This window comes from Arthrobacter sp. GW460-12-1-14-TSB2 (genome assembly GCF_059423525.1).
In genome coordinates this window covers 216,270-236,673 of record NZ_JBWKYC010000003.1, presented here as the reverse complement: position 1 = coordinate 236,673, position 20,404 = coordinate 216,270, and the positions used below count along the sequence as shown (strand labels likewise).

At 65.3% G+C, this 20,404-nt stretch carries 23 protein-coding genes; 7 read left to right on the top strand and 16 right to left on the bottom strand.

The genetic code is table 11. The features are described 5' to 3' along the window. Positions 1-16 precede the first annotated feature (16 nt). From AC07YR_RS06785 to AC07YR_RS06730, 12 genes are all read right to left on the bottom strand, one after another. Complete coding sequence (locus AC07YR_RS06785; RefSeq protein WP_494733495.1) at positions 17-505, bottom strand: hypothetical protein; 489 nt, start codon at positions 503-505, stop codon at positions 17-19. Next, positions 495-1,151, bottom strand: coding sequence for a hypothetical protein (locus tag AC07YR_RS06780; RefSeq protein ID WP_494733494.1), 657 nt, complete (start codon positions 1,149-1,151; stop codon positions 495-497). Before AC07YR_RS06780 ends, AC07YR_RS06785 begins: the two co-directional genes overlap by 11 nt. 27 nt (positions 1,152-1,178) lie before the next feature. Next, entirely contained in the window at positions 1,179-2,156 is a 978-nt protein-coding gene (locus AC07YR_RS06775) for a WXG100 family type VII secretion target (RefSeq protein WP_494733493.1), read from the bottom strand. A gap of 128 nt (positions 2,157-2,284) precedes the next feature. Then, on the bottom strand, positions 2,285-2,503 hold the full coding sequence (locus tag AC07YR_RS06770) for an NF038396 family protein (RefSeq protein WP_028269619.1): 219 nt from the start codon (positions 2,501-2,503) through the stop codon (positions 2,285-2,287). A 4-nt stretch (positions 2,504-2,507) separates the two neighbouring features. Next, complete coding sequence (locus AC07YR_RS06765) at positions 2,508-3,092, bottom strand: dihydrofolate reductase (RefSeq protein ID WP_028269618.1); 585 nt, start codon at positions 3,090-3,092, stop codon at positions 2,508-2,510. Beyond that, a complete protein-coding gene (locus AC07YR_RS06760) occupies positions 3,089-3,892 on the bottom strand; it encodes a thymidylate synthase (RefSeq protein ID WP_028269617.1) in 804 nt (267 codons plus the stop codon). The genes AC07YR_RS06765 and AC07YR_RS06760 overlap by 4 nt, the downstream gene beginning before the upstream one ends. Beyond that, on the bottom strand, positions 3,889-4,287 hold the full coding sequence (locus AC07YR_RS06755; protein ID WP_494733492.1) for a GntR family transcriptional regulator: 399 nt from the start codon (positions 4,285-4,287) through the stop codon (positions 3,889-3,891). Before AC07YR_RS06755 ends, AC07YR_RS06760 begins: the two co-directional genes overlap by 4 nt. Continuing rightward, positions 4,284-5,939: a hypothetical protein gene (locus AC07YR_RS06750; RefSeq protein ID WP_494733491.1), complete on the bottom strand. Its 1,656-nt coding sequence runs from the start codon at positions 5,937-5,939 to the stop codon at positions 4,284-4,286. The genes AC07YR_RS06755 and AC07YR_RS06750 overlap by 4 nt, the downstream gene beginning before the upstream one ends. Before the next feature lie 116 nt (positions 5,940-6,055). Further along, positions 6,056-6,973 carry an NUDIX hydrolase gene (locus AC07YR_RS06745; RefSeq protein WP_494733550.1) on the bottom strand — a complete coding sequence of 306 codons (918 nt, stop codon included), beginning with the start codon at positions 6,971-6,973 and terminating at the stop codon, positions 6,056-6,058. Positions 6,974-7,070: 97 nt separating this feature from the next. After that, positions 7,071-9,320, bottom strand: a complete 2,250-nt coding sequence (locus AC07YR_RS06740; RefSeq protein ID WP_055799546.1) for an RNA degradosome polyphosphate kinase — start codon at positions 9,318-9,320, stop codon at positions 7,071-7,073. Between the two features lie 104 nt (positions 9,321-9,424). Then, positions 9,425-10,396: a mycothiol synthase gene (mshD, locus tag AC07YR_RS06735; protein WP_436058262.1), complete on the bottom strand. Its 972-nt coding sequence runs from the start codon at positions 10,394-10,396 to the stop codon at positions 9,425-9,427. Positions 10,397-10,624: 228 nt separating this feature from the next. After that, positions 10,625-11,323 (bottom strand): winged helix-turn-helix transcriptional regulator, encoded by a 699-nt coding sequence (locus AC07YR_RS06730; RefSeq protein WP_028269612.1) that lies wholly within the window; start codon positions 11,321-11,323, stop codon positions 10,625-10,627. A gap of 274 nt (positions 11,324-11,597) precedes the next feature. On the opposite strand from AC07YR_RS06730, the gene AC07YR_RS06725 reads away from it, so the two are divergent. The 7 genes from AC07YR_RS06725 to AC07YR_RS06695 all read left to right on the top strand — a co-directional run bounded on the left by AC07YR_RS06725 (position 11,598) and on the right by AC07YR_RS06695 (position 17,779). Further along, the gene (locus AC07YR_RS06725; protein ID WP_055799540.1) at positions 11,598-12,332 is read left to right on the top strand and encodes a hypothetical protein; all 735 of its coding nucleotides are present in this window, start codon (positions 11,598-11,600) and stop codon (positions 12,330-12,332) included. A gap of 169 nt (positions 12,333-12,501) precedes the next feature. Further along, the gene (locus AC07YR_RS06720) at positions 12,502-13,116 is read left to right on the top strand and encodes a nitrobindin family protein (protein ID WP_028269610.1); all 615 of its coding nucleotides are present in this window, start codon (positions 12,502-12,504) and stop codon (positions 13,114-13,116) included. A gap of 79 nt (positions 13,117-13,195) precedes the next feature. Continuing rightward, positions 13,196-13,945: a flavodoxin family protein gene (locus AC07YR_RS06715; RefSeq protein ID WP_494733490.1), complete on the top strand. Its 750-nt coding sequence runs from the start codon at positions 13,196-13,198 to the stop codon at positions 13,943-13,945. A gap of 22 nt (positions 13,946-13,967) precedes the next feature. Then, positions 13,968-15,053, top strand: coding sequence for a CAF17-like 4Fe-4S cluster assembly/insertion protein YgfZ (ygfZ, locus tag AC07YR_RS06710; protein ID WP_436058259.1), 1,086 nt, complete (start codon positions 13,968-13,970; stop codon positions 15,051-15,053). After that, positions 15,050-15,475: an ankyrin repeat domain-containing protein gene (locus tag AC07YR_RS06705; RefSeq protein ID WP_436058258.1), complete on the top strand. Its 426-nt coding sequence runs from the start codon at positions 15,050-15,052 to the stop codon at positions 15,473-15,475. The genes ygfZ and AC07YR_RS06705 overlap by 4 nt, the downstream gene beginning before the upstream one ends. Before the next feature lie 155 nt (positions 15,476-15,630). Next, positions 15,631-16,194 (top strand): PadR family transcriptional regulator, encoded by a 564-nt coding sequence (locus tag AC07YR_RS06700; protein WP_494733489.1) that lies wholly within the window; start codon positions 15,631-15,633, stop codon positions 16,192-16,194. 34 nt (positions 16,195-16,228) lie between these two features. Further along, positions 16,229-17,779 carry a DHA2 family efflux MFS transporter permease subunit gene (locus AC07YR_RS06695; protein WP_494733488.1) on the top strand — a complete coding sequence of 517 codons (1,551 nt, stop codon included), beginning with the start codon at positions 16,229-16,231 and terminating at the stop codon, positions 17,777-17,779. A 6-nt stretch (positions 17,780-17,785) separates the two neighbouring features. Here the strand turns inward: AC07YR_RS06695 and AC07YR_RS06690 are convergent, their stop codons facing one another. The 4 genes from AC07YR_RS06690 to AC07YR_RS06675 all read right to left on the bottom strand — a co-directional run bounded on the left by AC07YR_RS06690 (position 17,786) and on the right by AC07YR_RS06675 (position 20,403). Further along, positions 17,786-18,544: a GNAT family N-acetyltransferase gene (locus tag AC07YR_RS06690; protein ID WP_494733487.1), complete on the bottom strand. Its 759-nt coding sequence runs from the start codon at positions 18,542-18,544 to the stop codon at positions 17,786-17,788. Between the two features lie 113 nt (positions 18,545-18,657). Further along, positions 18,658-19,683 (bottom strand): 6-phosphofructokinase, encoded by a 1,026-nt coding sequence (locus AC07YR_RS06685; protein ID WP_055799524.1) that lies wholly within the window; start codon positions 19,681-19,683, stop codon positions 18,658-18,660. Between the two features lie 177 nt (positions 19,684-19,860). Then, the gene (locus AC07YR_RS06680) at positions 19,861-20,112 is read right to left on the bottom strand and encodes a PspC domain-containing protein (RefSeq protein WP_028269603.1); all 252 of its coding nucleotides are present in this window, start codon (positions 20,110-20,112) and stop codon (positions 19,861-19,863) included. A gap of 3 nt (positions 20,113-20,115) precedes the next feature. After that, entirely contained in the window at positions 20,116-20,403 is a 288-nt protein-coding gene (locus AC07YR_RS06675) for a hypothetical protein (protein ID WP_436058255.1), read from the bottom strand. Between the last annotated feature and the right edge of the window lies 1 nt (position 20,404).

Sequence of the window (20,404 nt, the reverse complement as noted above, 5' to 3'; positions counted from 1 at the left end):
CAAGGGTGCCGTGTATTCAGCCTTCGTCTTCTTCGCCCGGAAAGGGGTATGTACTCTCCGGGAAATTGTCCCTCGTGACGGCGACATTGCCCGGATAGGCCGTGAACCACTGCCTGGCCTGATCATCGGTGACAATCACATAGGGCTTAGGCAGCCCCCGTTCACGACGAAGCCTGCGCGCAAGGAGCTCTCCTCGCAGGGACTGGACGCTGAGTAACCAACCGCCCGTGAACAATAGCGTGCACACCAGGGAAAGCAGTATTGCGCCAATGTTCAGCCCGATGATCCCCATGATCAGGAACAGGGGAGCTGCGAGTGCTGGGATGGTCAGGCCAGCAACCACCAGGCCCATAGTGACGACGTTGCGTGCTGTGTAGTTGCCGAAAGGCTGGGCACCACCAAGGCCCCATTCCGCACGTGTGTAAACGAATATTCGGCGTTCCGCGTCTTGGGCAAAGTAGTACGCGCGATCGATTCTTCGCCTGGTGGCTGTTTCATTCTCCATGGGCAGCATTTCCGGTGGTGGCCCGCAGTTCGCGGAGGGCGCCGGTCAAGCCAGCCTCATCGGCGGCAATTGCCTGCGTGCCGACTACGTCACCGTCCAACGGGGCGTAAACCCAGTGGTCCTCGTCCCGGCGCACGAGAAGTTCTGCCGACCCTGCAGGCCCGGTGGTACGGATGCGCACACCGCCGTCCGGGTGTTCCAGGAGGTGCTGGGCGATCACATACGATCCAGCCGCTTCCGGCGACACAACGGGATCCTGAGGCACGGCGAACCATGTCAACATGGTCCTCGGTTGAAGCAGGAGCCTTGTTTTGTCGGACTCGATCTGAAGGACAGTATCTCCCACTTCGGCTGACTGCAGGAGATCCAGTTGAGTCCACCGCACGGCATTCGCGACGGTGTAGGCAACAACATCGATGCGCGGATCGAAGCTCACGGCAGAGTCAGGGGCCACCTTGGCGAGTCCGCGCGCAATGAGGGATGACAGGCCGGCACGTGCGAGTCCTGCCTCTTTGGCTTCATCACCGAGGCGAAGCATTGCCGCGCTGGTGATCGATGCCTGGGTGTTCTGGAGTTGCAGAAGGTAGGCCATGTCTGCGATGCCGAATCCCAGTGATATGTCCTCAACTGCCTGTACTTCGGTCATAGTTGCATTCCCTCTCATCGCGGCCGTTCACCAGCCGAAAAAGTCTTTGACGCCATCGCCGATGTTCTTGGTCGTGTCTTCGGCCCAGTTGCCGATCCCGTCGAATGTGGCGTCGATGGAGTCGCTGGCTCCCGGAATCAACTCCACAGCAGCCCAGGCTCCGCTGATCACCATGCAGGTCACACCAACGGGCGGAGGAGCGAATGAAGCTATACCGAGTGCGGTCTTCACGCCGGACCGAAGCGCATCGCCGGTTTCGCCCTCGCGGATGGCATTTGCCGTGTCGAGTCCGTCGAGACCTACCCCCGCGACACCCAGCAGATGACCGGCGGAGTTAAGCCCGAACTTTCCGAGTTTTGAAAGTTCTGCAGCATCCGCCCCGCGGGCCGTCTGCGCGAGGTCTCCGAACTTTCCGCTAAGGAGGTCAGGGGTGCCGGAGAAGAAACCACGCAATGTGTCCTGCCGTGCGGCGGTCTCCCACAGTTCTTTGGTTTTTATCGTGGCCAGGGCGCCAGCGCGGTCTCCGGCGCGCCAGGCTTCAGCGACTTCGTCGCCGTAGCGGCCCGCGAACTGCGTCATATCGCGGATCCCGAACGGGACAGTCTTTAGGCCCAGCACGCCGTTGTAGTTGTCCCAGCCCTCCCTGAACGGCGAGTTGGAGTCCGCCAGCCAATCCGGGCCCCATGGAGTGCTTCCGCCGGTGGAGCCCGAAGTACCAGCGGAGTCGCCGCCGCCAGAGCTGGCCTTCTCCTGCTGCTCGGCCTGGGTCAGCAGCTTCTTCGACTCCTGCTTGAGAGCCAACGCTGTTCTCTGAATGAGGGCACGGTGGCTGCTGTTCCAGTCGGCGCGGAACGTGACCGCGTCCTGACCCTTCCACGCGGGGTTGTTGTTGATCTGGTTGCTCAGCTGTGTTGACTGCTGAAGCAGGCTGTCGGATGTTTTGCCGAGCTGCTGCGCCAGAGTCCGCAGCTGGGCAACGTCCGCGCCCCACAAGTTTCCTGCCACAAGGCACCCCCCCAAAGGTTCTGAGCAGCGGATAATCGTCAAGCTGCTCGCATGACTCTAGTAGCTAAACGGCAGCGCCCGCGATGGGGCGCTCTCCCCATCGCATGGGCCGCGTGCCGCCAGGGCCGCTACTCGGCGTCGTGCTGTTCCAGCACAGCGGCCTTGCGGAGGCGCAGGGCGTAGAAGGCGCCGAAAGCGAACGCCTGCGTGACCACCACCAGCACAATGGCCCCGGCGATCTTGTTGCCGCCCAGGATCATGGTGAGCCCCACGATCGCGGAGAGAAGGGCCAGCAGCGGAAGCAGCATGTAGCCCAGGACAAAGAGCGTTTCCGGTTTCTTCAGCATCTTCCTAGGCCTCGGTCCGACGCCACATGGTGAACCGGTACCGGGTACCGGTAGCGGACGTGAGCCAGCCGGTGGCGGGCTCACTCGCGGTCAGCTTCCATTCGTAGCCGAGCTCCGGCGCATAGGTGTCGCCGTCGGTCTCCGAATCGATGAACGTCACTACCGCGACATCGGCGATGTCCAGGGTCTGTGCAAAGATTTCCCCGCCGCCGAGGACCCACACGGTTTCGTGGCCGGGGGCGAACTGGGATTCCAGCAGTGCGTCGTCCAGCGACTTCACCGCGAGGGCGCCTTGTGCCTCAGGCGTGTCACCCCAGCCTTCCTGCCGCGTCACCACAATGTTCGTGCGCCCGGGCAGCGGACGATACTTGTCCGGGAATGAGAGCCAGGTCTTGCGGCCCATGATCACCGGGTGCCCGTTGGTGAGCCGGGTGAAGTGCTTCATGTCCTCGGGCAGGTGCCACGGCATGTCGCCGTCCTTGCCGATGACGCCGGCCGTGGTCTGGGCCCAGACGAGCCCCACTCCGGTGGTGGCGTCGGCGATTTTTTCAGTGAAGGCCAGGGGATCCATGGCGTTGTCGGTGCTCATACTGCGATCGGCGCCTTAATCGTAGGGTGGTGCTGGTATCCGACCACTTCGAAGTCGTCCAGCGTGTAGTCGAAAATGGAGTCCGGCTTGCGGAGGATCTTCAGCTGCGGATATTCGTACGGTTCCCGCTTCAGCTGCTTGAGCACCTGGTCCATGTGGTTGTCGTAGATGTGAACGTCGCCGCCGGTCCAGACGAACTCACCCGGTTCCAGCCCCACCTGCTGGGCCAGCATGCAGGTCAGCAGCGCATACGAGGCGATGTTGAACGGGACGCCCAGGAATGTGTCCGCGGAGCGCTGGTACAGCTGGCAGGACAGCTTGCCGTCCGCAACGTAGAACTGGAAGAAGGCGTGGCACGGCGGCAGAGCCATGTCCTGGAGTTCGGCCACGTTCCATGCGGAAACAATGTGCCGGCGCGAGTCCGGGTTGGACTTGAGGTTCTCCACCAGCTCGGCGATCTGGTCGATGTGGCCGCCGTCGGGGGTCGGCCAGCTGCGCCACTGGACACCGTAGACGGGGCCCAGTTCGCCGTCAGCATCTGCCCATTCGTTCCAGATGGTGACGCCCTGGTCCTGCATCCACTTCACGTTGGTTTCACCGCGGAGGAACCACAGCAGTTCCACGGCCACGGACTTGAAATGGACGCGCTTGGTGGTGACCAGCGGGAAGCTTTGGCTCAGGTCAAAGCGCATCTGCCGGCCGAACACGCTGAGGGTGCCGGTGCCGGTGCGGTCAGATTTGTGCGTGCCGTTGGCAAGGACGTCACGCAGGAGGTCTTCATAGGGCGTTGGGATGCTCACTGTTCCAGTCTACTGAGGCCGAGTCTCACACGCAGAATGCCTTCGAGCGCGCCGTCATCGAGGCCCGCGGTGCGGCCTTCAGCGATGTAGCGGTCGACGGCGGCAATCAGGTCCGCGGTAACGGCACCGTCCGGGGGGAGACCGGCGTCCGGCATCCCGACGACGACGGTGCCGTTCCGCCGCCGCGTTTCGATCAGGCCCGCCTGCTCGAGTTCCTTGTAGGCCCGCGCCACCGTTCCCGCCGCGATGCCGAGGTCCGCCGCGAGGCTGCGGACGGTGGGCAAACGGGTGCCGGCGGCCAGGGAGCCCACGGCAATCAAGGCGGTGACCTGCAGGCGGATCTGCTCATACGGCGGCACCGCCGAACGCAGATCAACAGCAATGCCGGCCGTCATGTGACGCGGTCCTTCCGCGGCCGGGGAACCGGACCGGAACCGGACCCGCTCCGGGGCCTGACCGGCACGAGGGCCGTGGCGATCGCCGCGAATGCAAGGACGGTGCCCGCGAGCGTGGCTGGAAACCACGGAACGGACGGCATCGGGGCAACTCCGAAAACAGCCGCCCACGCGTGTCTGTTCACCAGCAGCGCCATGGCCGCCTGCGCCATGAACATGGCCGACACCGTGCGCACGATCCGGTTCAAGGTGATGGCCCTCAAGGCGGCGTCGAGTCCGGCGGGAGCATCCGGGATGCCGTGCCGCCGGCGGGTCACGAGGAATGCCGGGACCGCGAGAAGGACCCCCGCAAGGCCGAATAGTGCCGGCACGGACCAACCGGTGTCCCTGCCGAGGAGGGAGTTCCCGGCCGCCGCGACCACCAGCGATGCCACGAAGGCGAGCACCGCGAGGATGAGCGTGGTGAGCAGCGCCGGACCCACCGGCTGCCGTGGCCAGGTCCGCGGTTCAGCCGGGCTCGCGTAATTCCGCTCAAGCAACAGCTCCCCGGCGGCAAGAACCACCAGCACCAGCCCCGCCGCCACTGCCACGAAGGCCGCGGGCCCCCACGGGCCGGCAGCGACGATGGCCGGGACCAGGAAAATCCCTACGAGCAGAGGCAACGCGGCGGCAACACCCAGGGCGGCGCCGATGGAGACAACCAGCTTGCTTGCCGGGTGCGGAGCGGAACGGAAATGCCCGTGCTTCGCGTTCCGCAAGGCCGCGGCGGCCGCGTCAGTTCCCGCCAGTTTCGGTGGCGCCCACACCAGCATGGCCAGCAACACGGCGACACCCGCCAGGCCTGCGAAATTCGTCCAGGACGTGCTGCCGGCGGCAGGGTTCGGCCGGGCAACGTAGTTTCCGGCGATGACGGCGAGCCCGGACGCCACCGTGGCGACTGTCCGCAGGAGCCTGTTCATGGCGATGGTCCGCAGCAGTGAATTGTCGTGCTCTGTCAGCTGCTCAAGCTGCCGGCGGCGGGCGATCAGCAGCAGCACGAGCCACGTTCCTGCGGCCAGCACCGCCAGGGCTCCGCCTAGCCAGGCCGCCAGTGTGATGCCCGGGATACGGCCGTCGCCGCCCACTGTCCGGTAGCCCTGCGGGTCCTCAGCCACAGTCCCGTAGGGCATCGCATCGAACGCCGGCAGCGTGGCAGCCCAGGCGATGTAGGCGGCCGCAGCCGTGAAGATGGCCAGGGTGGTCCAGGCGAGCGGCAGCGGAAGGAAATCCCGCATGTGCCGGACCTGGAGGCTCGCCTTCCGGCGGGGACCCCTGGGGCGCGGGTAGCTGAGCTGGCCCAGCGCATGGACCCCGAGGGTGCCCAGGACCGGCCACGCAAGGGCGGGGAGGATCGTCTCCGGGGCAGTCAGGGGCGGGCTGATAAGCGGACTGGTGACGGAGTTCGCCGGAATGATGCCGATGTTCATGGCGCCCTGCAGCGAACTCGTCATCCAGCCAATGACGCCCACCCAGAGCGCGTGCTGGGAGACAGTCTCAGGGGAGGCGCCCATCCGGGGCTCCCACACCACCCACCTGAGGATGATGTAAAGAACGACGGCGGCGGCCAGCGGTCCCAGCAGCAGCATCGGCGGCAGTTCGAATTGGACCGGCATAATCCCCCCAGATTTGCATCAATGTACTAAGTATTTGATACAAAGATGTCCGGGTCAAGACTGGTCCTGGCCGGGGTGACCGGCGGCCGCAGCGCCGTCCGTCCCCCGTCGTCGAGTCAGTCGTCAAAGGGCCTGAACTGTTCCACTGCCACAATTTTGTTGCTGTTGCCGCGGGCCACATGGCACACGATGATCTCGCCGGGCGCCAGGTAGGGGTCTGCGGTGGGCAGCATTGCGCGCAGCCGGCCGTTCATGTGCTCGCCCAACTGCGACATGACGGTGGGCAGCGCGGGCCGGTGGGTGCACAGGGCGATGGCGCGCTGCTTGTCGAAGAGTGCTTCGACCACGGCCGCGGTCTTCTTCGGGCTCCTGGCATGGCGGTGTTCCGTCAGGGCGTCGTGCAGTTTCACTTTGGCATCCGCGGACTTGGCGTAGGGGGCAATGGTGGCGACGCAGCGCTGCCACGGGCTCGAGTGCACCCGAAGGGGCTTCCACACGTGGAGCAGCCGCCGGACAGCCTGTGCCTGCCGCAGTCCGGTGGCCGCGAGCGGACGGTCCCCTTCGGCCTTGGTCCAGGACGAGCGGGGTTTGGCCTTGGCATGGCGGACCACCAGCAGCGGCCACGTGTCCAGTTCCTTGCGGGCGTGGGCCGCCACGAGGTGCTCGAGCGGCGCAATGTCACCGGGATTGCTCAGCAGGGTTGCAGCCTTTTCAGGTGAACACCACATCACGCTGTCCACTTCCTTGCCATCCGGACGAAGGATGGCACCGTCCACGTCCACGGCCCAGTAATGGACTACCTTCAGGCCGGCGGACACGTGGTAGTGGATGGGAGGAAGGGGTATGCCCAGGGTGGCCGTAATCCCGATCTCCTCTTCGATCTCGCGGACCGCGCACTCCGGTATGGTCTCACCGGCGTCGATCTTGCCTTTGGGCCACGACCAGTCGTCATAGCGGGGCCGGTGAATCAGCAGGACCTCGAGCACGTCTTTGTTGACGCGCCAAGGAAGCGCGCCCGCCGCGGTGACGGCAATCGGTTCCCCGGGATGGTCCGTCTGGTCCGGAGTAAGCGTGTCGTTCGCCGTGTCATTGCTGACTTCGCTTTTGGCGTCACTCTTCGAGGCCAGGGTCCTACCGCCTTATCGTCTGGCGCTGGCGGGAACGTGAAGCGAGGAGCCAGGACTGCACGTCTTCCAGGAGCTTGCCGTCCTCGCCGAGGTGGTGCCTGGTCCATTCGCCCTCACTGTCCAGATGCCAGCTGGACGTTCCCGGGTCCATATAGCGGCGGAGCATGTCCAGCACATAGGACGTGTCGTCGCCGCTGGTCAGCTGGACGAGTGCCTCCACCCGCCGGTCAAGGTTACGGTGCATCATGTCTGCCGAACCGATGTACACCACAGGTTCGCCGCCGTTGGCAAAGGCGAACACCCGGGAGTGCTCCAGGAACCGTCCCAGCACCGAGCGCACCGTGATGTTTTCGCTGAGCCCGGGGATGCCGGGGCGCAGCGAACAGATGCCGCGGACGATCACGTCAACGTTCACACCCGCCTGCGATGCACGGTAGAGCGAATCGATGATGGCCTCGTCCACCATGGAGTTGACCTTGATCTGCACCCTGGCTGAAATGCCTGCCTTGGCGTTGCGGATTTCCTTCTCGATGCGGTCGATGAGGCCGGAACGCACAGAACGGGGCGCCACCAGGAGCCGCTTGAACGTGGACTTCGGAGCGTAGCCGGAGAGCTGGTTGAAGAGTTTGGAGAGGTCCTCGCCCACCTGCTCGTTGGCCGTCAGCAGACCGAGGTCCTCGTAGTAACGGGCCGTGCGCGGATGGTAGTTGCCGGTGCCGATGTGGCAGTAGCGCCGCAGGCCGTCCACTTCCTGGCGAACCACGAGGGAAAGCTTGCAGTGGGTCTTAAGGCCCACAATGCCGTAGACCACGTGCACGCCGGCCTGTTCCAGTTTCCGCGCCCAGGAGATGTTGGCCTGTTCATCGAACCGGGCCTTGATTTCCACCAGGGCCAGGACCTGCTTGCCTGCCTCTGCCGCGTCGATGAGGGCGTCGACGATGGGGGAGTCACCTGACGTGCGGTACAGGGTCTGCTTGATGGCCTGTACCTTCGGGTCCGCTGCGGCCTGTTCCAGGAAGGCCTGGACGGACGTGGAGAAGGAATCGTACGGGTGGTGCAGGAGGATGTCCCGGCGGCGCATGGCGGCGAACACGTTTGCCGCCTTGGATGTTTCGGATTCGTTCAGGTACCGCGAGGTGTGGGGCACGTGCTTCGGGTAGTGCAGGTCTGCGCGGTCGATCCCGGCGATGACGGACAGGCCCCGCAGGTCCAACGGTGCAGGCACGGAGTAGACCTCGGACTCCTCCACGCCCAGTTCGCGGATCAGGAGGGCCCGGATGTTCGGGTTGATGTCGTTGGTGACTTCGAGGCGCACGGGCGGACCGAACCGGCGCCGCAGCAGTTCCTTTTCGAGCGCCTGCAGCAGGTTCTCGGCGTCGTCCTCCTCGACCTCAACGTCCTCGTTGCGGGTGACGCGGAAGGTGTGGTGTTCCAGGACCTCCATGCCGGCGAACAGCTGGTCGAGGTGGACGGCGATGACTTCTTCGAGGGCGATGAACCGGGCCACCCGACCGGGCACCGAACCGGCGCGCGGGCCGTCGATGGAAATGAGGCGCGGCAGCTGGTCCGGCACCTTGACGCGGGCGAAGAGCTCCTTGTCGCTGACCGGATTGCGGACCACCACGGCCAGGTTCAGGGACAGCCCCGAGATGTAGGGGAAGGGGTGGGCCGGGTCCACGGCCAGCGGGGTCAGGATCGGGAAGACCTTCTCCGCGAACATCGCGCTGAGCTGGTCCTTGGCCTGGTCGTCGAGCTCATCCCAGTGCATGAGGTGGATGTGCTCATAAGCCAGTGCCGGCCGGATCTGTTCCGCATAGACCCGTGCATGGCGCTGCGCGAGGCGGTGGGCGGCGTCACCGATCTGGTCCAGCACCTGCATGGGGCTCAGGCCCGCCGGCGACGGGACGGCCAGGCCGGTGGCGATCCGGCGCTTCAGTCCGGCCACACGGACCATGAAGAACTCGTCCAGGTTGGAGGCGAAGATGGAGAGGAAGCTGACCCGCTCCAGCAGGTGGAGGTCGGGATCCTCCGCAAGTTCGAGCACCCGCGCGTTGAAGGCCAGCCAGCTGAGTTCACGGTCCAGGAACCGGTCGGGGCTGATGTCGCCCGCGGGCTCGGGGTTGGGCGCGAACTCGGGAATGTCGATCCGGTCCTGCGTGGCGCGGGAAGCCGGCACCTCCGAGGATCCGAAGCGGGCGCGCACCGGCAGCACCTTGGCCTCAGACGTGGCGATTCCGGCAGGTTCCGGTTGCATGGTCACTCCTTTTAGCTGGCGCGGTTTACCTTCAACCTTACAAGCATTCGATTCAGGGGATACGTAGATTTCCTGGACCGTGATGCATGCGTCAGCCAATTGGATTAACCGGCGTTTTTGGGTCCGTACATCACGTCTGCATCCCAGCGGGTGAAGCCGAGCCGGCGGTACAGCGAAACAGCAGGTGCATTGTCCGCATCGGTGTACAGCATGACCGCGTGGAGGCCCTTCTCGTGCAGGTATTTGATGCCGGCCAGAGTGAGGGCCTTGCCCAGTCCCATGCCCTGGGCTTCGGGGGCCACCCCCACTACATAGACCTCACCGATCGCCGGATGGGTGCCGTGGCGAGGGTGCACCTTGGTCCAGTGGAAGCCGAGGATCCGGTCCGACGGGTCGACGGCCAGGAGGAAACCCGCGGGATCGAACCAGTCCTCGGCCATCCTGGCCTCAAGGTCCTGCCGCGTCATGTTGCCCTGCTCCGGGTGGTGCGCGAAGGCGGCCTTGTTGGCTGCCAGCCAGGCCTCTTCGTCCTGGCCGGGAACGAAAGCCCGCAGGGTCACGTTGTCCGGGAGGGCGGCGTCGGGCAGTTCCGCGGCAGCGGTGGTGAGCCGCATCTTCCACAGTTCGCGGATGGGGGCGTAACCGTATTTGGCCGCAAGGTCTGCGGCGGCTTCATGGTTCCCGTGGGACCAGGCCGTGAGGCCGTCAAAGCCGCGCGATGCCTTCAGGGTGGCCACCAGCCGGTCCGCAACCCCCTGGTTCCGGTAGCTGGGGTGGACTGCCACCTCCAGCACGCCGGTGCCGTCCGGTTCCTCCACCACCACGGCGAATCCCGCCAGGTCCTGGGCGGTGGCAGGATCCGAGTCCTCATCCGGTGCGTAGAGCGCCAGGCTGAGGAGCGAGTGGCTGCCGGACTCACCGGAGCGCAGCGTCACGAAGGTCTGTTCGGACAGGGGAGGGTTCCCGTCCGACTCTTCGGCTGCTGCGGCGAGGGCGGCAAAATCCCTGAGCAGATCGTTGTCCACTCCGCCTTTGACGACGAGCACGGGCCAGTTCTCGGGATGCGCAGGACTCATGGTGTACAGGCTATACGGCCCGTCCGGAAGGCGGAGGCATTGGCGCCGATTTGATGAGGCAGGGTCAGGCACGTATAGTCATTACCTGATCCGGCTTCCTGAAGCGGGATCTGAGGGGGATCCACCACTGGGGTGGCCTCGATACGTTCGACCCGTATGTCCTCCACTGAAGGCTGAGAAGCCAAACAAAGAAGCCCCGGACCAGTGGTTCGGGGCTTCTTTGTTTGGCTAGGCCTCTGTCAGTTCCTCTTCGGGCTGCCGGACGAGGGTCAGGCGGTAACCCACGTTGCGGACGGTGCTGATCAGGTTCTCGTGGTCGGCGCCCAGCTTGGCGCGCAGCCGCCTGACGTGGACGTCCACGGTGCGGGTGCCGCCGTAGTAGTCATAGCCCCAAACTTCGGTGAGTAGCTGCTGGCGCGTGAACACCCGGCCGGGGTGCTGCGCCAGGTACTTCAGGAGTTCGAACTCCTTGAAGGTCAGGTTCAAGGGTGCACCGTTGACCCTGGCCGTGTAGCTTGCTTCGTCGATGACGACGCCGGCGGCCCGGATTTCGGTGGGGGTGTCTTCCTGCTCGGGCACGGCGCGGGCCACCGAGAGGCGGATCCGGGCTTCGACTTCGGCCGGGCCCGCGGAGTCTAGGATGATGTCATCCACGGCCCAGGCCGAGGAGACGGCCGCCATGCCGCCTTCGGTGAGGATCAGCATCAGGGGTGCGCTGAGGCCGGTGGCCTTGAGCAACTGGGTAAGGGAGCGAGCTCCGACCAGGTCCTTGCGTGCGTCCAGCAGGACGACATCGCAGGGGTCGGTTTCCAGCAGGGCGGTGGGCTCGGCCGGAAGGATATGAACACGGTGGTTCAGGAGTTCCAAGGCAGGCAGAATGTCCACCGATGACCCGGTGCTGTTCGTCAGTAGCAGGATGTGCGACATTGTTCCTCCAAGGGGCTGTCCGCGCATCATTGGGCGTCTGAACCGGGCTTTCACCGGCCGGTACTGGCTGCCCGCGTCGGTACTGGCCAGCCGGAAATTCCCGCCGGGCCCGCATCCTCCGAAGGAAGCGTAGCTGAGCTTTGAGTATACCTAATCGCCCCTAAACAGACACTGATCCGGCTGGTTTCAGTGAGCGTTTTGCGACATAAGCAGGTCACATAAGGCAGGATTGGAGGCAGCGACGACGTCAGCAGAGAGTGAGCGCGGGTAAATAGTGAAGCCGTGGACCATCGGAACCATAGGGCTGGCCGGGCTTGCTGTCTTTATCGGCGGTGCCTACGCCTCACCTGAAGTGCTGCTCGGTGTGGCAATCCTCGTTGCCCTGGCTGTCGGCATCGGCTGGCCCCACTTCCTGGACATTCCCGCCAAGAAGACCCTCGCGGCAATCATCGGGCTCCCCGGAGTCGGTTCGGCCGTAGCTGCCACCTATGTCCCGGCGCCGGGATTCCTCGACTGGACGCCGGCCTTTATCGCCGCCGGCGTGATGGCCGTTTTCCTCATGCAGCTCCTGCGGGGCACGGGCCAGGCGCAGCGGCTGGAGTCGACGCTGGGTTCGAGCGCCGGCGTGCTCCTGTCCTGTCTTGGCGCGGGCTGGATTGCCGCGTCAAGGTTCAACGGCGTCAAGGAAATGTTGCTGGTGGCCGGCGTCAGTGCCGCCTTTGCTCTCCTTGCCGGCCTCATCCGCTGGCCGGACCGGATCGTGGCGCCGCTGGGCATTGTGCTGGCAGGTCTCTCGGCTCCGCTGGCAGGCCTGGTCTTCTCCAACATCGCCGTAATACCGGCCGCCGTGGCGGGCGTTGCGGTGGGTGCGGTTCTCGTCAGCCTGCGCAGACTGGTTATACTCCGCGGGGACCGGATTAACTTTCCAGCCGCCCTTGGCATGGGCCTCGCGCCCGTCGCGGCGGTGGGTTCGCTCGCCTACTTCATAGACAAACTACTCATCTACTAACGCGTTAGGATGGCATCATGTCCGTACTTGCATTTGAGATTTTCTTCCTTGTCCTGCTTGGTATTGCCAGCCTTTCCATGGCATGGTTCGCTGGTTTCGTGGTCTACCGCCTCTTCAAGGGCCAGAAGTAATACCAGTTCAGAGCTAGTTGTCTGCGGAGGTAATTACTGTGCCGATTGAAATTCCTACAGACCTCACGCCCGAGCTCGTCCCGTTGTCCTGGCTCATTGGTGAGTGGGAAGGCAGTGGACGCCTGGGGGCCGGCGAGGAGGATTCCGAGCACTTCTTCCAGCACGTATCGTTCACGCACAACGGACTGCCGTACCTCCAGTACCGCGCCGAGAGCTGGCTGACCGACGATGAAGGCACCAGGCTCCGGCCGCTGACGGTGGAAACCGGGTTCTGGGCGCTGGAGCGGAAGCAGCGCGAGGAAGACGGCGGACCGGGGCTGATCCCGGCCGACATCGTTCCCGTGCTCAAGAGCGCCGACGAAGTCGAGGCGCTGCGCAACAGCGACGGGGGATTTGACATTTCCGTTTCCATTTCGCACCCCGGCGGAATCTCCGAGCTGTACTACGGCCAGATCAAGGGCCCCCAGATACACCTCAGCACCGACATGGTGATGCGCGGAAGCCACTCGAAGGAGTACACGGCCGCCACGAGGATTTTCGGCCTCGTGGAAGGAAAGCTCCTCTGGCGCTGGGACGTAGCCAGCGGGAAGAGCTCCACAGCGGGCGGCGGACTGGAAGCCCACGCTTCGGCCATCCTCAGCAAGGTGTCTTAAGGCTGGCGGGCCCCTGGCCGCCCGGCCCGGCAGGTCTCACTAATTTTTGTTGTCCGCAACGAGTGCAGGGAGCAAGACCGTGAACAGCCAGCAGCCGGACCCGGCTAAGCCCGATCAGCGCAACGAAACAAACTACGGCGATCTGAAAGCCGTCTTCTTCAACGGCACCCTCAAAAAATCTCCGGAGACCAGCAACACGGGCGGCCTGATCGAGGTCAGCCGCCTCATCATGGAGAAGCAGGGCGTTGCCACCCGGGTGATCCGGACCGTCGACCACGACATTGCCAGCGGGGTGTATCCGGACATGCGCGAGCACGGCTGGGCAACCGACGAATGGCCGGAGCTGTACCCGGCAGTCAGGGAAGCGGACATCGTGGTGGTGGCCGGCCCCATCTGGCTGGGTGACAACTCGTCCCAGACGAAAAAGCTGATCGAACGCCTGTACGCACACTCCGGACAACTGAACGAAAAAGGCCAATGGGCCTTCTACCCCAAGGTTGGAGGCTGCCTCATCACCGGCAACGAGGACGGCATCAAGCACTGTGCCATGAACGTCCTCTACAGCCTGCAGCACATCGGGTTCACCATCCCGCCGCAGGCCGACGCCGGCTGGATCGGCCCCGTGGGGCCCGGTCCCAGTTACCTGGATGAGGGGTCGGGCGGTCCCCAGAGCGACTTCACCAACCGCAACACCACGTTCATGACGTGGAACCTGCTGCACCTGGCGAGGACGCTTAAGGACGCCGGCGGGATCCCGCCCTACGGCAACCTGCCGGAAGAATGGAAGGCCGGGACACGGTTCGACTTCGAGAATCCGGAATACCGCTAGCCACTAAGGACTTCTACTACATATGACTACCAAGAGCCCCCTGTTGTCGCGCCCTGGCGCCGTTGAAGCCGGCGGCGCGGACACCGGCGTCGCATCCCACTACGGTGAGCCGCTGCGGGAGCAGCGTGCGCTGGCTGCCGGCACCGCCGTCGTCGACCTTTCCCACCGTGGCGTGGTCACCGTCTCCGGTCCGGACCGCCTGAGCTGGCTCAACACCCTGTCTTCCCAGCAGGTCACTAACCTTGCGCCGGGGGAGTCAAGCGAACTGCTGCTGCTCAGCGTCCAGGGGCGTATTGAGTTCGACGCGCGGGTAATTGACGACGGCGGGACCACCTGGCTCATTGTGGAGGCCGCCGAAGCGGCGCCGCTGGCCGAGTGGCTGAACCGGATGAAGTTCATGCTGCGGGTCGAGATTGCCGATGTTTCCGACGACTGGGGGGTCATTGGAACCACCCGGCGTGTTGAGGAATGGCCGGACCTGTTGGTGTGGGTAGACCCCTGGCCGCACGTGGCCGCGGGCGGCTACGCCTATTCGGTTGTCGGAGAAGAATCCCATCCGGGCATGGAACGGCCATGGTTCGAATACCTGGTACCGGCCGCGGATCTCGAGGCCACCGTGGGTGACCGGCCGCTGGCCGGCGTCTGGGCCTCGGAAGCGCTGCGAATCGCCGCCTGGCGCCCCCGTCTTGGCGCGGAAACCGACGACAAGACCATCCCGCATGAGCTTGACCTCCTGCGCACCGCGGTGCACCTGGCCAAGGGGTGCTACAAGGGCCAGGAGACGGTCGCCCGCGTGCACAACCTCGGCCACCCGCCGCGGCGCCTCGTCTTCCTCCAACTGGACGGCTCGCAGCACACCCTCCCCGCGGTGGGCAGCGAGGTGCGCCTGGGTGAGCGGAAGGTGGGAACGGTGACCTCCGTGGTGCAGCACTACGAAATGGGTCCGATTGCACTTGCAGTCATAAAGCGTTCCGTTTCTCCGGATGAAATACTGACGGTCGTAGACGGCGACGAACCCTACACGGCTGCGCAGGAAGTCATCGTGGCTCCCGACGCCGGCCAGGTGGTGGGCCGCCAGACCGGATTCCTGAAAGGAACACACCGATGACTGACACCCCGATGTCTGACAACCCGGGAAACGAAGGGGCCGCCGGGCCCGACGACGAAACCCTGGCCCTTGCCCACGCGCTTTTTGACGCGGCACGGCAGGGCGACGCAGCACTGCTGCGCAGCTATCTTGACGCCGGGGCCCCGGCCAACTTGACCAATTCGGCCGGCGACTCCCTGCTGATGCTTGCGGCGTACCACGGGCACGCCCCGGCGGTGCAGCTGCTCCTGCAGCACGGGGCGGATGCCAATGCCGTCAATGACCGCGGCCAGACGCCGCTCGCCGGCGCTGCCTTCAAGGGCTACGCGGACGTGGCCGAGGCGCTCCTTGGGGCGGGCGCTGATCCGGACGCCGGGACTCCTTCAGCGCGTGCAGCAGCCGAGATGTTTGCCCGGTCCGATATCCAGGCCCTGCTGGGCTGAGCCCGCACTGACGCGACGCAGCAACTGAAAGCCCGCGGGTCCTTGCACCCGCGGGCTTTCTTGCGCCCTGATATTCCATGTGGAATAGTTGGAGCGGAATATTTGCTATGCCGTGGACAACACGTGCCGTCGAAGACAGGGGAGGGAACGGAACCATGCCCCGATCCGCCCCGCTGACGCCGCTCGGAATCTCTGCACTCTCGCTGCTGGTCGAGGAGCCGATGCATCCGTACGAGATGTACCAGCTCCTGATGGCCAGGCACGAAGACCGGCTGGTCAAGGTGCGCCCCGGAACGCTCTATCACGCCGTCGGCCGGCTGGAGGAGCGCGGGCTCGTGGAAACAGCCGGAACGGACCGCGAGGGCAACCGGCCGGAACGGACCACGTACCGGATTACGCCCGCAGGCCGGGAGGCCCTGACGGAGCGCCTGCAGGACATGCTCGCCGAACCTGTCAACGAATACCCGTCGTTCCCGCTGGCCGTCGCCGAGGCCTACAACCTGCCTGCCGCCGTCGTAATGGAGCTTCTGGACCGCCGGCTGGTGCTGCTGCAGGACCAGCTGGAGTTCCTGCAGAACGGCGAGGCGGCCGTCCTGAAAAAGGACGTCGCACGCAAGTACTGGATCGACCTGCAGTACCAACAGACCATGCTGAGGTCCGAAATGGGCTGGATACGCAGCCTGCAGGACCAGCTCCGCTCCGGGGAACTCCCGTGGTAGCGGAACACACCACAACCACACCTGAAGGATTTACATGGAAAACGTAGCTAGGCCGTGGCCGGCCCTATGGTCCCTGGTGATCGGCTTCTTTATGATCCTGATCGACACCACCATCGTCTCGGTGGCCAACCCGCGGATCATGGAAGGCCTCAACGCGGACATCAATTCCGTCATCTGGGTGACCAGTGCCTACCTGCTGGCCTACGCCGTTCCGCTGCTGATCACCGGCCGGCTGGGTGACCGGTTCGGACCGAAAAAGCTGTACCTCACCGGCCTGGTGGTGTTCACCCTCGCGTCCCTCTGGTGCGGGCTGTCCGGAGATGTCCAGACCCTCATCCTGGCCCGCGTGCTCCAGGGCTTCGGCGCCGCCATCATGACGCCCCAGACCATGGCGGTGATCACCCGGATCTTCCCGCCGGACAGGCGTGGCGCGGCCATGGGCATCTGGGGTGCCACCGCCGGTGTGGCCACCTTGGTGGGCCCGATCCTCGGTGGTGTCCTGGTGGACGGGCTCGGCTGGGAATGGATCTTCTTCATCAATGTGCCCGTCGGAATCGCCGGCTTCATTCTGGCGCTGCGCTTCGTTCCTTCGCTGACCACGCACCCGCACAGGTTCGACATCCCTGGCGTGCTGCTCAGCGCCGTCGGGCTCTTCCTGCTCGTCTTCGGCATCCAGGAAGGCGAGACGTACAACTGGGGAACGATCACCGGCCCCATCACGGTGTGGAGCCTGATCATCGCCGGAATTGTAGTCCTGGCAGGGTTCGTGTTGTGGCAGCGGTTCAACAAAGGCGAGCCGCTCCTTCCGCTCTCGCTGTTCAAGGACCGCAACTTTTCCCTCGCGAACATTGGGATCACCACGGTGGGCTTCGCCGTCACCTCGTTCACCCTGCCGCTAATCTTTTACTACCAGATCGTCCGCGGACTGACGCCCACGCAGTCTGCCCTGATGATGGTCCCGATGGCGCTCATTTCGGGCGGCCTTGCGCCGGTTGTGGGCAAGATCATTGACCGGGTCAACCCGAAGTACATCACCGCGGCCGGCCTGGTCCTGATGTCGGTGGCCCTGTTCTGGAACTCTGCCCTGATGCACCCGGATACGCCGATCTGGCTGTTCCTCCTGCCCAGTGCCGTGCTGGGGTTCGCGAACGCGGGCATCTGGGCGCCGCTGAGTTCCACGGCCACCCGCAACCTGCCGCCGCGCCAGGCCGGCGCCGGCTCGGGCGTCTACAACACCACGCGCCAGATCGGCGCGGTCCTGGGTAGCGCCGCCATTGCCGTCCTCATCCAGTCGAGGCTCGCGGCGGAGCTTCCGGCGGCGCAGGGCGCTTCCGGCGCGGCCAGCCCCATGGCCTTCGGCGGCTCACTGCCGGAGGCGCTGCACGAGGGGTTCTCGACGGCGATGGGCCAGTCCATCATGCTGCCGGCGGCCGTGATCCTGCTGGGCGCAGCCGTCGCGCTGTTTTTCGCCAAGCCCAAGCCGGTTCAGGGCTGGGGCACCGTCAGCGTGCCTGCCTCCAGCGACGCCGGAGCCGGGGCTGGAGCCGCGAACGGGGCCGGAGGCGCGGACACCACGTCGCGCTGACCCGGGTCAGCCCAGCAGGACGCTGGTGTGGATGCCGCCGGTCGAGAATCCGAGGCTGCGGGCGATCGCCAGGGCGCCCTTGTTGCTGACGTCCGAACGCCACTGCAGGGTGAGTCCCGCCGCGAGTGCCTCGTGGGCCGCGATGGACGCCGCCAGCGAACCCAGTCCACGGCGCCGCCAGTCAGGGTCCACGAGAACGCCCATTTGGGCCAGGATCCCTTCCCACTCGGAGTAGGCGCCGCAGGCCACAGGAACCTTGCGGCCGTTGTCATCACGCAGGATGGTAAACCGGTGTTCGAGATCGGATAGCCCCACCTCGTTGACGTCGTCGGGCGGACAGAGGCCTTCCAGCTCAATGGCCTCGGGATTCCCGTGCGAGACGGTCAGCTCTTCGGCCGGCTGGCGCAGGGGGAGGTCATCGGCGAAAAAGAGGGCGGCCGCGCCCTTGCCGTGGCCGCCGTGCTGCCGGGTGATGGTCAGGAGCGTCACGTGCTGGGCGAGTTCCTCATCGGGAATGCCCGCCGCGGCGTCGAGCGCCCACTGGGGTCCCACGAGGGCCGAGGCGCCGAACAAACGCACAAAATCCACTGATTTCCGTGACTCGTCCGCCCGGGTGATCCGTGTGTCCGCGGCAAGCTGAACGGCCCCGGAAACGACCGCGTCGGTGTCGAGCTTCCGCACCGCGGCAAAGGCTCCGTCGTCAAGGCCCAAGTGGCGGGCCCAGGCCAGCTGGATGATGTCTGCGGAGCCGGGGTCGAGATTCATGCCTCAACCCTACCCAGCGAAGGGAAGCGCGGACGGACAGTTGGGGCCCCGTGCCGGAGGGGCCCCAACTGGGCGCGCCTGCTCTGCCTTTGCGAAGCCGGCCTAAACCAGGCCTATCCGAAGAGGACGGCGGCTTCGTCGTAACGGTCCTGCGGGACGCGCTTGAGGTTGCCCAGGGCTGCGTCGAAGCCGACATGGACAATGTCGGTGCCGTTCAGCGACACCATGGTGCCCCAGCGGTGGTCCACCACTGAGTCGATGGCGGCCATGCCCAGGCGCGTGGCCAGGACCCGGTCGAACGCGGAGGGGACGCCGCCGCGCTGGATGTGGCCCAGGACGGTGGCGCGGGTTTCGATGCCGGTCCGGGCTTCGAGCTCGGGTGCCAGCATCTCGGCGATGCCGCCCAGGCGGGGGCGGCCGAAGGTGTCCAGTCCGCGCTCGGAGTGCGGAGCTTCCTGGCCTTCCGGGACGAACCCTTCGGCCACCACCACCAGCGGCGCGCGGCCGCGGGCGTGGGCCTCCTGCACCCACTCGGTGATCTGGTCCATGGAGGCTTTCTGCTCCGGGATGAGGATCGCGTGGGCGCCAGAGGCCATGCCGGCGTGCAGGGCGATCCAGCCCACGTGGCGGCCCATGACCTCGGCGATCATGCAGCGGTGGTGCGATTCACCCGTGGTGCGGAGGCGGTCGATGGCCTCGGTGGCAATCTGGACGGCGGTGTCGAAGCCGAACGTGTAGTCCGTGGCGTCGAGATCGTTGTCCACGGTCTTGGGAACACCCACGATCTTCAGGCCGGCATCGGTCAGCCGCTTGGCTGCGGCCAGTGTCCCTTCGCCGCCGATGGCGATGATGGCGTCGATGCCGAGCCGGTCCATGTGGCCCTTGATGACCTCGGGTCCGCCACCGTTTTCGAACGGGTTGGTCCGTGACGTGCCGAGGATGGTGCCGCCCTGCTTGGCGATGCCGCGGACCATGGTGCGGGGGATGGGGATGATGTCGCCTTCGACGACGCCGCGCCAGCCGTCGAGGAATCCCACGAATTCGTGGCCGTGGATGGCGATTCCCTTGAGGACGGCGCCACGGATCACGGCGTTCAGTCCGGGGCAGTCGCCACCGCTGGTGAGAATTCCAATTTTCATGTCTCGGCTCAAATCCTGGTGAGAGGGTGTACAGGCAGAGCGCCACGCTGAGCTCACCTAGATTCTAGTGGTGAGTGTGGGTTACGACACAAACTGGTTACAAAGGCCCTTGCTGCATGGCGAACGAAAGGACCCCCGATCCGGAGGGAACGGGGGTCCTTTGACCGCTGGGTCAGATCAGTTGATCGATCGCTTGTCCAGGAAGGACTGGAGGATGATGGCGTTTCGCTGGTCCGGGAGGATGAGCCACGCTGCGAGGTAGAACACGAAGGCCGGACCGGGCAGGAGGCTGAGGAGCAGGAACGCGATCCGGACGAAGGCGACGTCCACGTTGAGCTTCGCGGCGATCCCTCCGCACACTCCGCCCAGCCACCGCTGCGGTCCGCGCTTCAGGCCGAAGCCCCTGACGATGCTGAAGAACTTATCCATGCTTCAAGACTTCCCTGTTGTGGTTTCTTTGTCACGTCCGCGGGCTGAGAGGAGCCCGCCCACCACCAGGGCAGCGCCGGCACCGATCATCAGGCCGATGAGTACGTAGGTTCCGTTCAGGGCCACGATCCCGAGCTGGCCGATGATGATCAACGCCGCCAGCGCGAGGACGATGAGGCCCCAGACCACGGTGCCCACCCGTGCCGGCGATGGTCCGCCGTGCCGCGCTCCGGTGCCTCGTGACGCTTCCGCCGGGGAGGCTGTGTCCGGGGCAGGTTCGTAACTGCTCATG

Excerpts from the sequence above, each read along its gene's own strand:
- AC07YR_RS06785 (WP_494733495.1), bottom strand. The coding sequence starts at position 505 with ATGGAGAATGAAACAGCCACCAGGCGAAGAATCGATCGCGCGTACTAC.
- AC07YR_RS06780 (WP_494733494.1), bottom strand. The coding sequence starts at position 1,151 with ATGACCGAAGTACAGGCAGTTGAGGACATATCACTGGGATTCGGCATC.
- AC07YR_RS06770 (WP_028269619.1), bottom strand. The coding sequence starts at position 2,503 with ATGCTGAAGAAACCGGAAACGCTCTTTGTCCTGGGCTACATGCTGCTT.
- AC07YR_RS06765 (WP_028269618.1), bottom strand. The coding sequence starts at position 3,092 with ATGAGCACCGACAACGCCATGGATCCCCTGGCCTTCACTGAAAAAATC.
- AC07YR_RS06755 (WP_494733492.1), bottom strand. The coding sequence starts at position 4,287 with ATGACGGCCGGCATTGCTGTTGATCTGCGTTCGGCGGTGCCGCCGTAT.
- AC07YR_RS06750 (WP_494733491.1), bottom strand. The coding sequence starts at position 5,939 with ATGCCGGTCCAATTCGAACTGCCGCCGATGCTGCTGCTGGGACCGCTG.
- AC07YR_RS06740 (WP_055799546.1), bottom strand. The coding sequence starts at position 9,320 with ATGCAACCGGAACCTGCCGGAATCGCCACGTCTGAGGCCAAGGTGCTG.
- mshD (WP_436058262.1), bottom strand. The coding sequence starts at position 10,396 with ATGAGTCCTGCGCATCCCGAGAACTGGCCCGTGCTCGTCGTCAAAGGC.
- AC07YR_RS06730 (WP_028269612.1), bottom strand. The coding sequence starts at position 11,323 with ATGTCGCACATCCTGCTACTGACGAACAGCACCGGGTCATCGGTGGAC.
- ygfZ (WP_436058259.1), top strand. The coding sequence starts at position 13,968 with ATGACTACCAAGAGCCCCCTGTTGTCGCGCCCTGGCGCCGTTGAAGCC.
- AC07YR_RS06705 (WP_436058258.1), top strand. The coding sequence starts at position 15,050 with ATGACTGACACCCCGATGTCTGACAACCCGGGAAACGAAGGGGCCGCC.
- AC07YR_RS06700 (WP_494733489.1), top strand. The coding sequence starts at position 15,631 with ATGCCCCGATCCGCCCCGCTGACGCCGCTCGGAATCTCTGCACTCTCG.
- AC07YR_RS06695 (WP_494733488.1), top strand. The coding sequence starts at position 16,229 with ATGGAAAACGTAGCTAGGCCGTGGCCGGCCCTATGGTCCCTGGTGATC.
- AC07YR_RS06690 (WP_494733487.1), bottom strand. The coding sequence starts at position 18,544 with ATGAATCTCGACCCCGGCTCCGCAGACATCATCCAGCTGGCCTGGGCC.
- AC07YR_RS06685 (WP_055799524.1), bottom strand. The coding sequence starts at position 19,683 with ATGAAAATTGGAATTCTCACCAGCGGTGGCGACTGCCCCGGACTGAAC.
- AC07YR_RS06680 (WP_028269603.1), bottom strand. The coding sequence starts at position 20,112 with ATGGATAAGTTCTTCAGCATCGTCAGGGGCTTCGGCCTGAAGCGCGGA.
- AC07YR_RS06675 (WP_436058255.1), bottom strand. The coding sequence starts at position 20,403 with ATGAGCAGTTACGAACCTGCCCCGGACACAGCCTCCCCGGCGGAAGCG.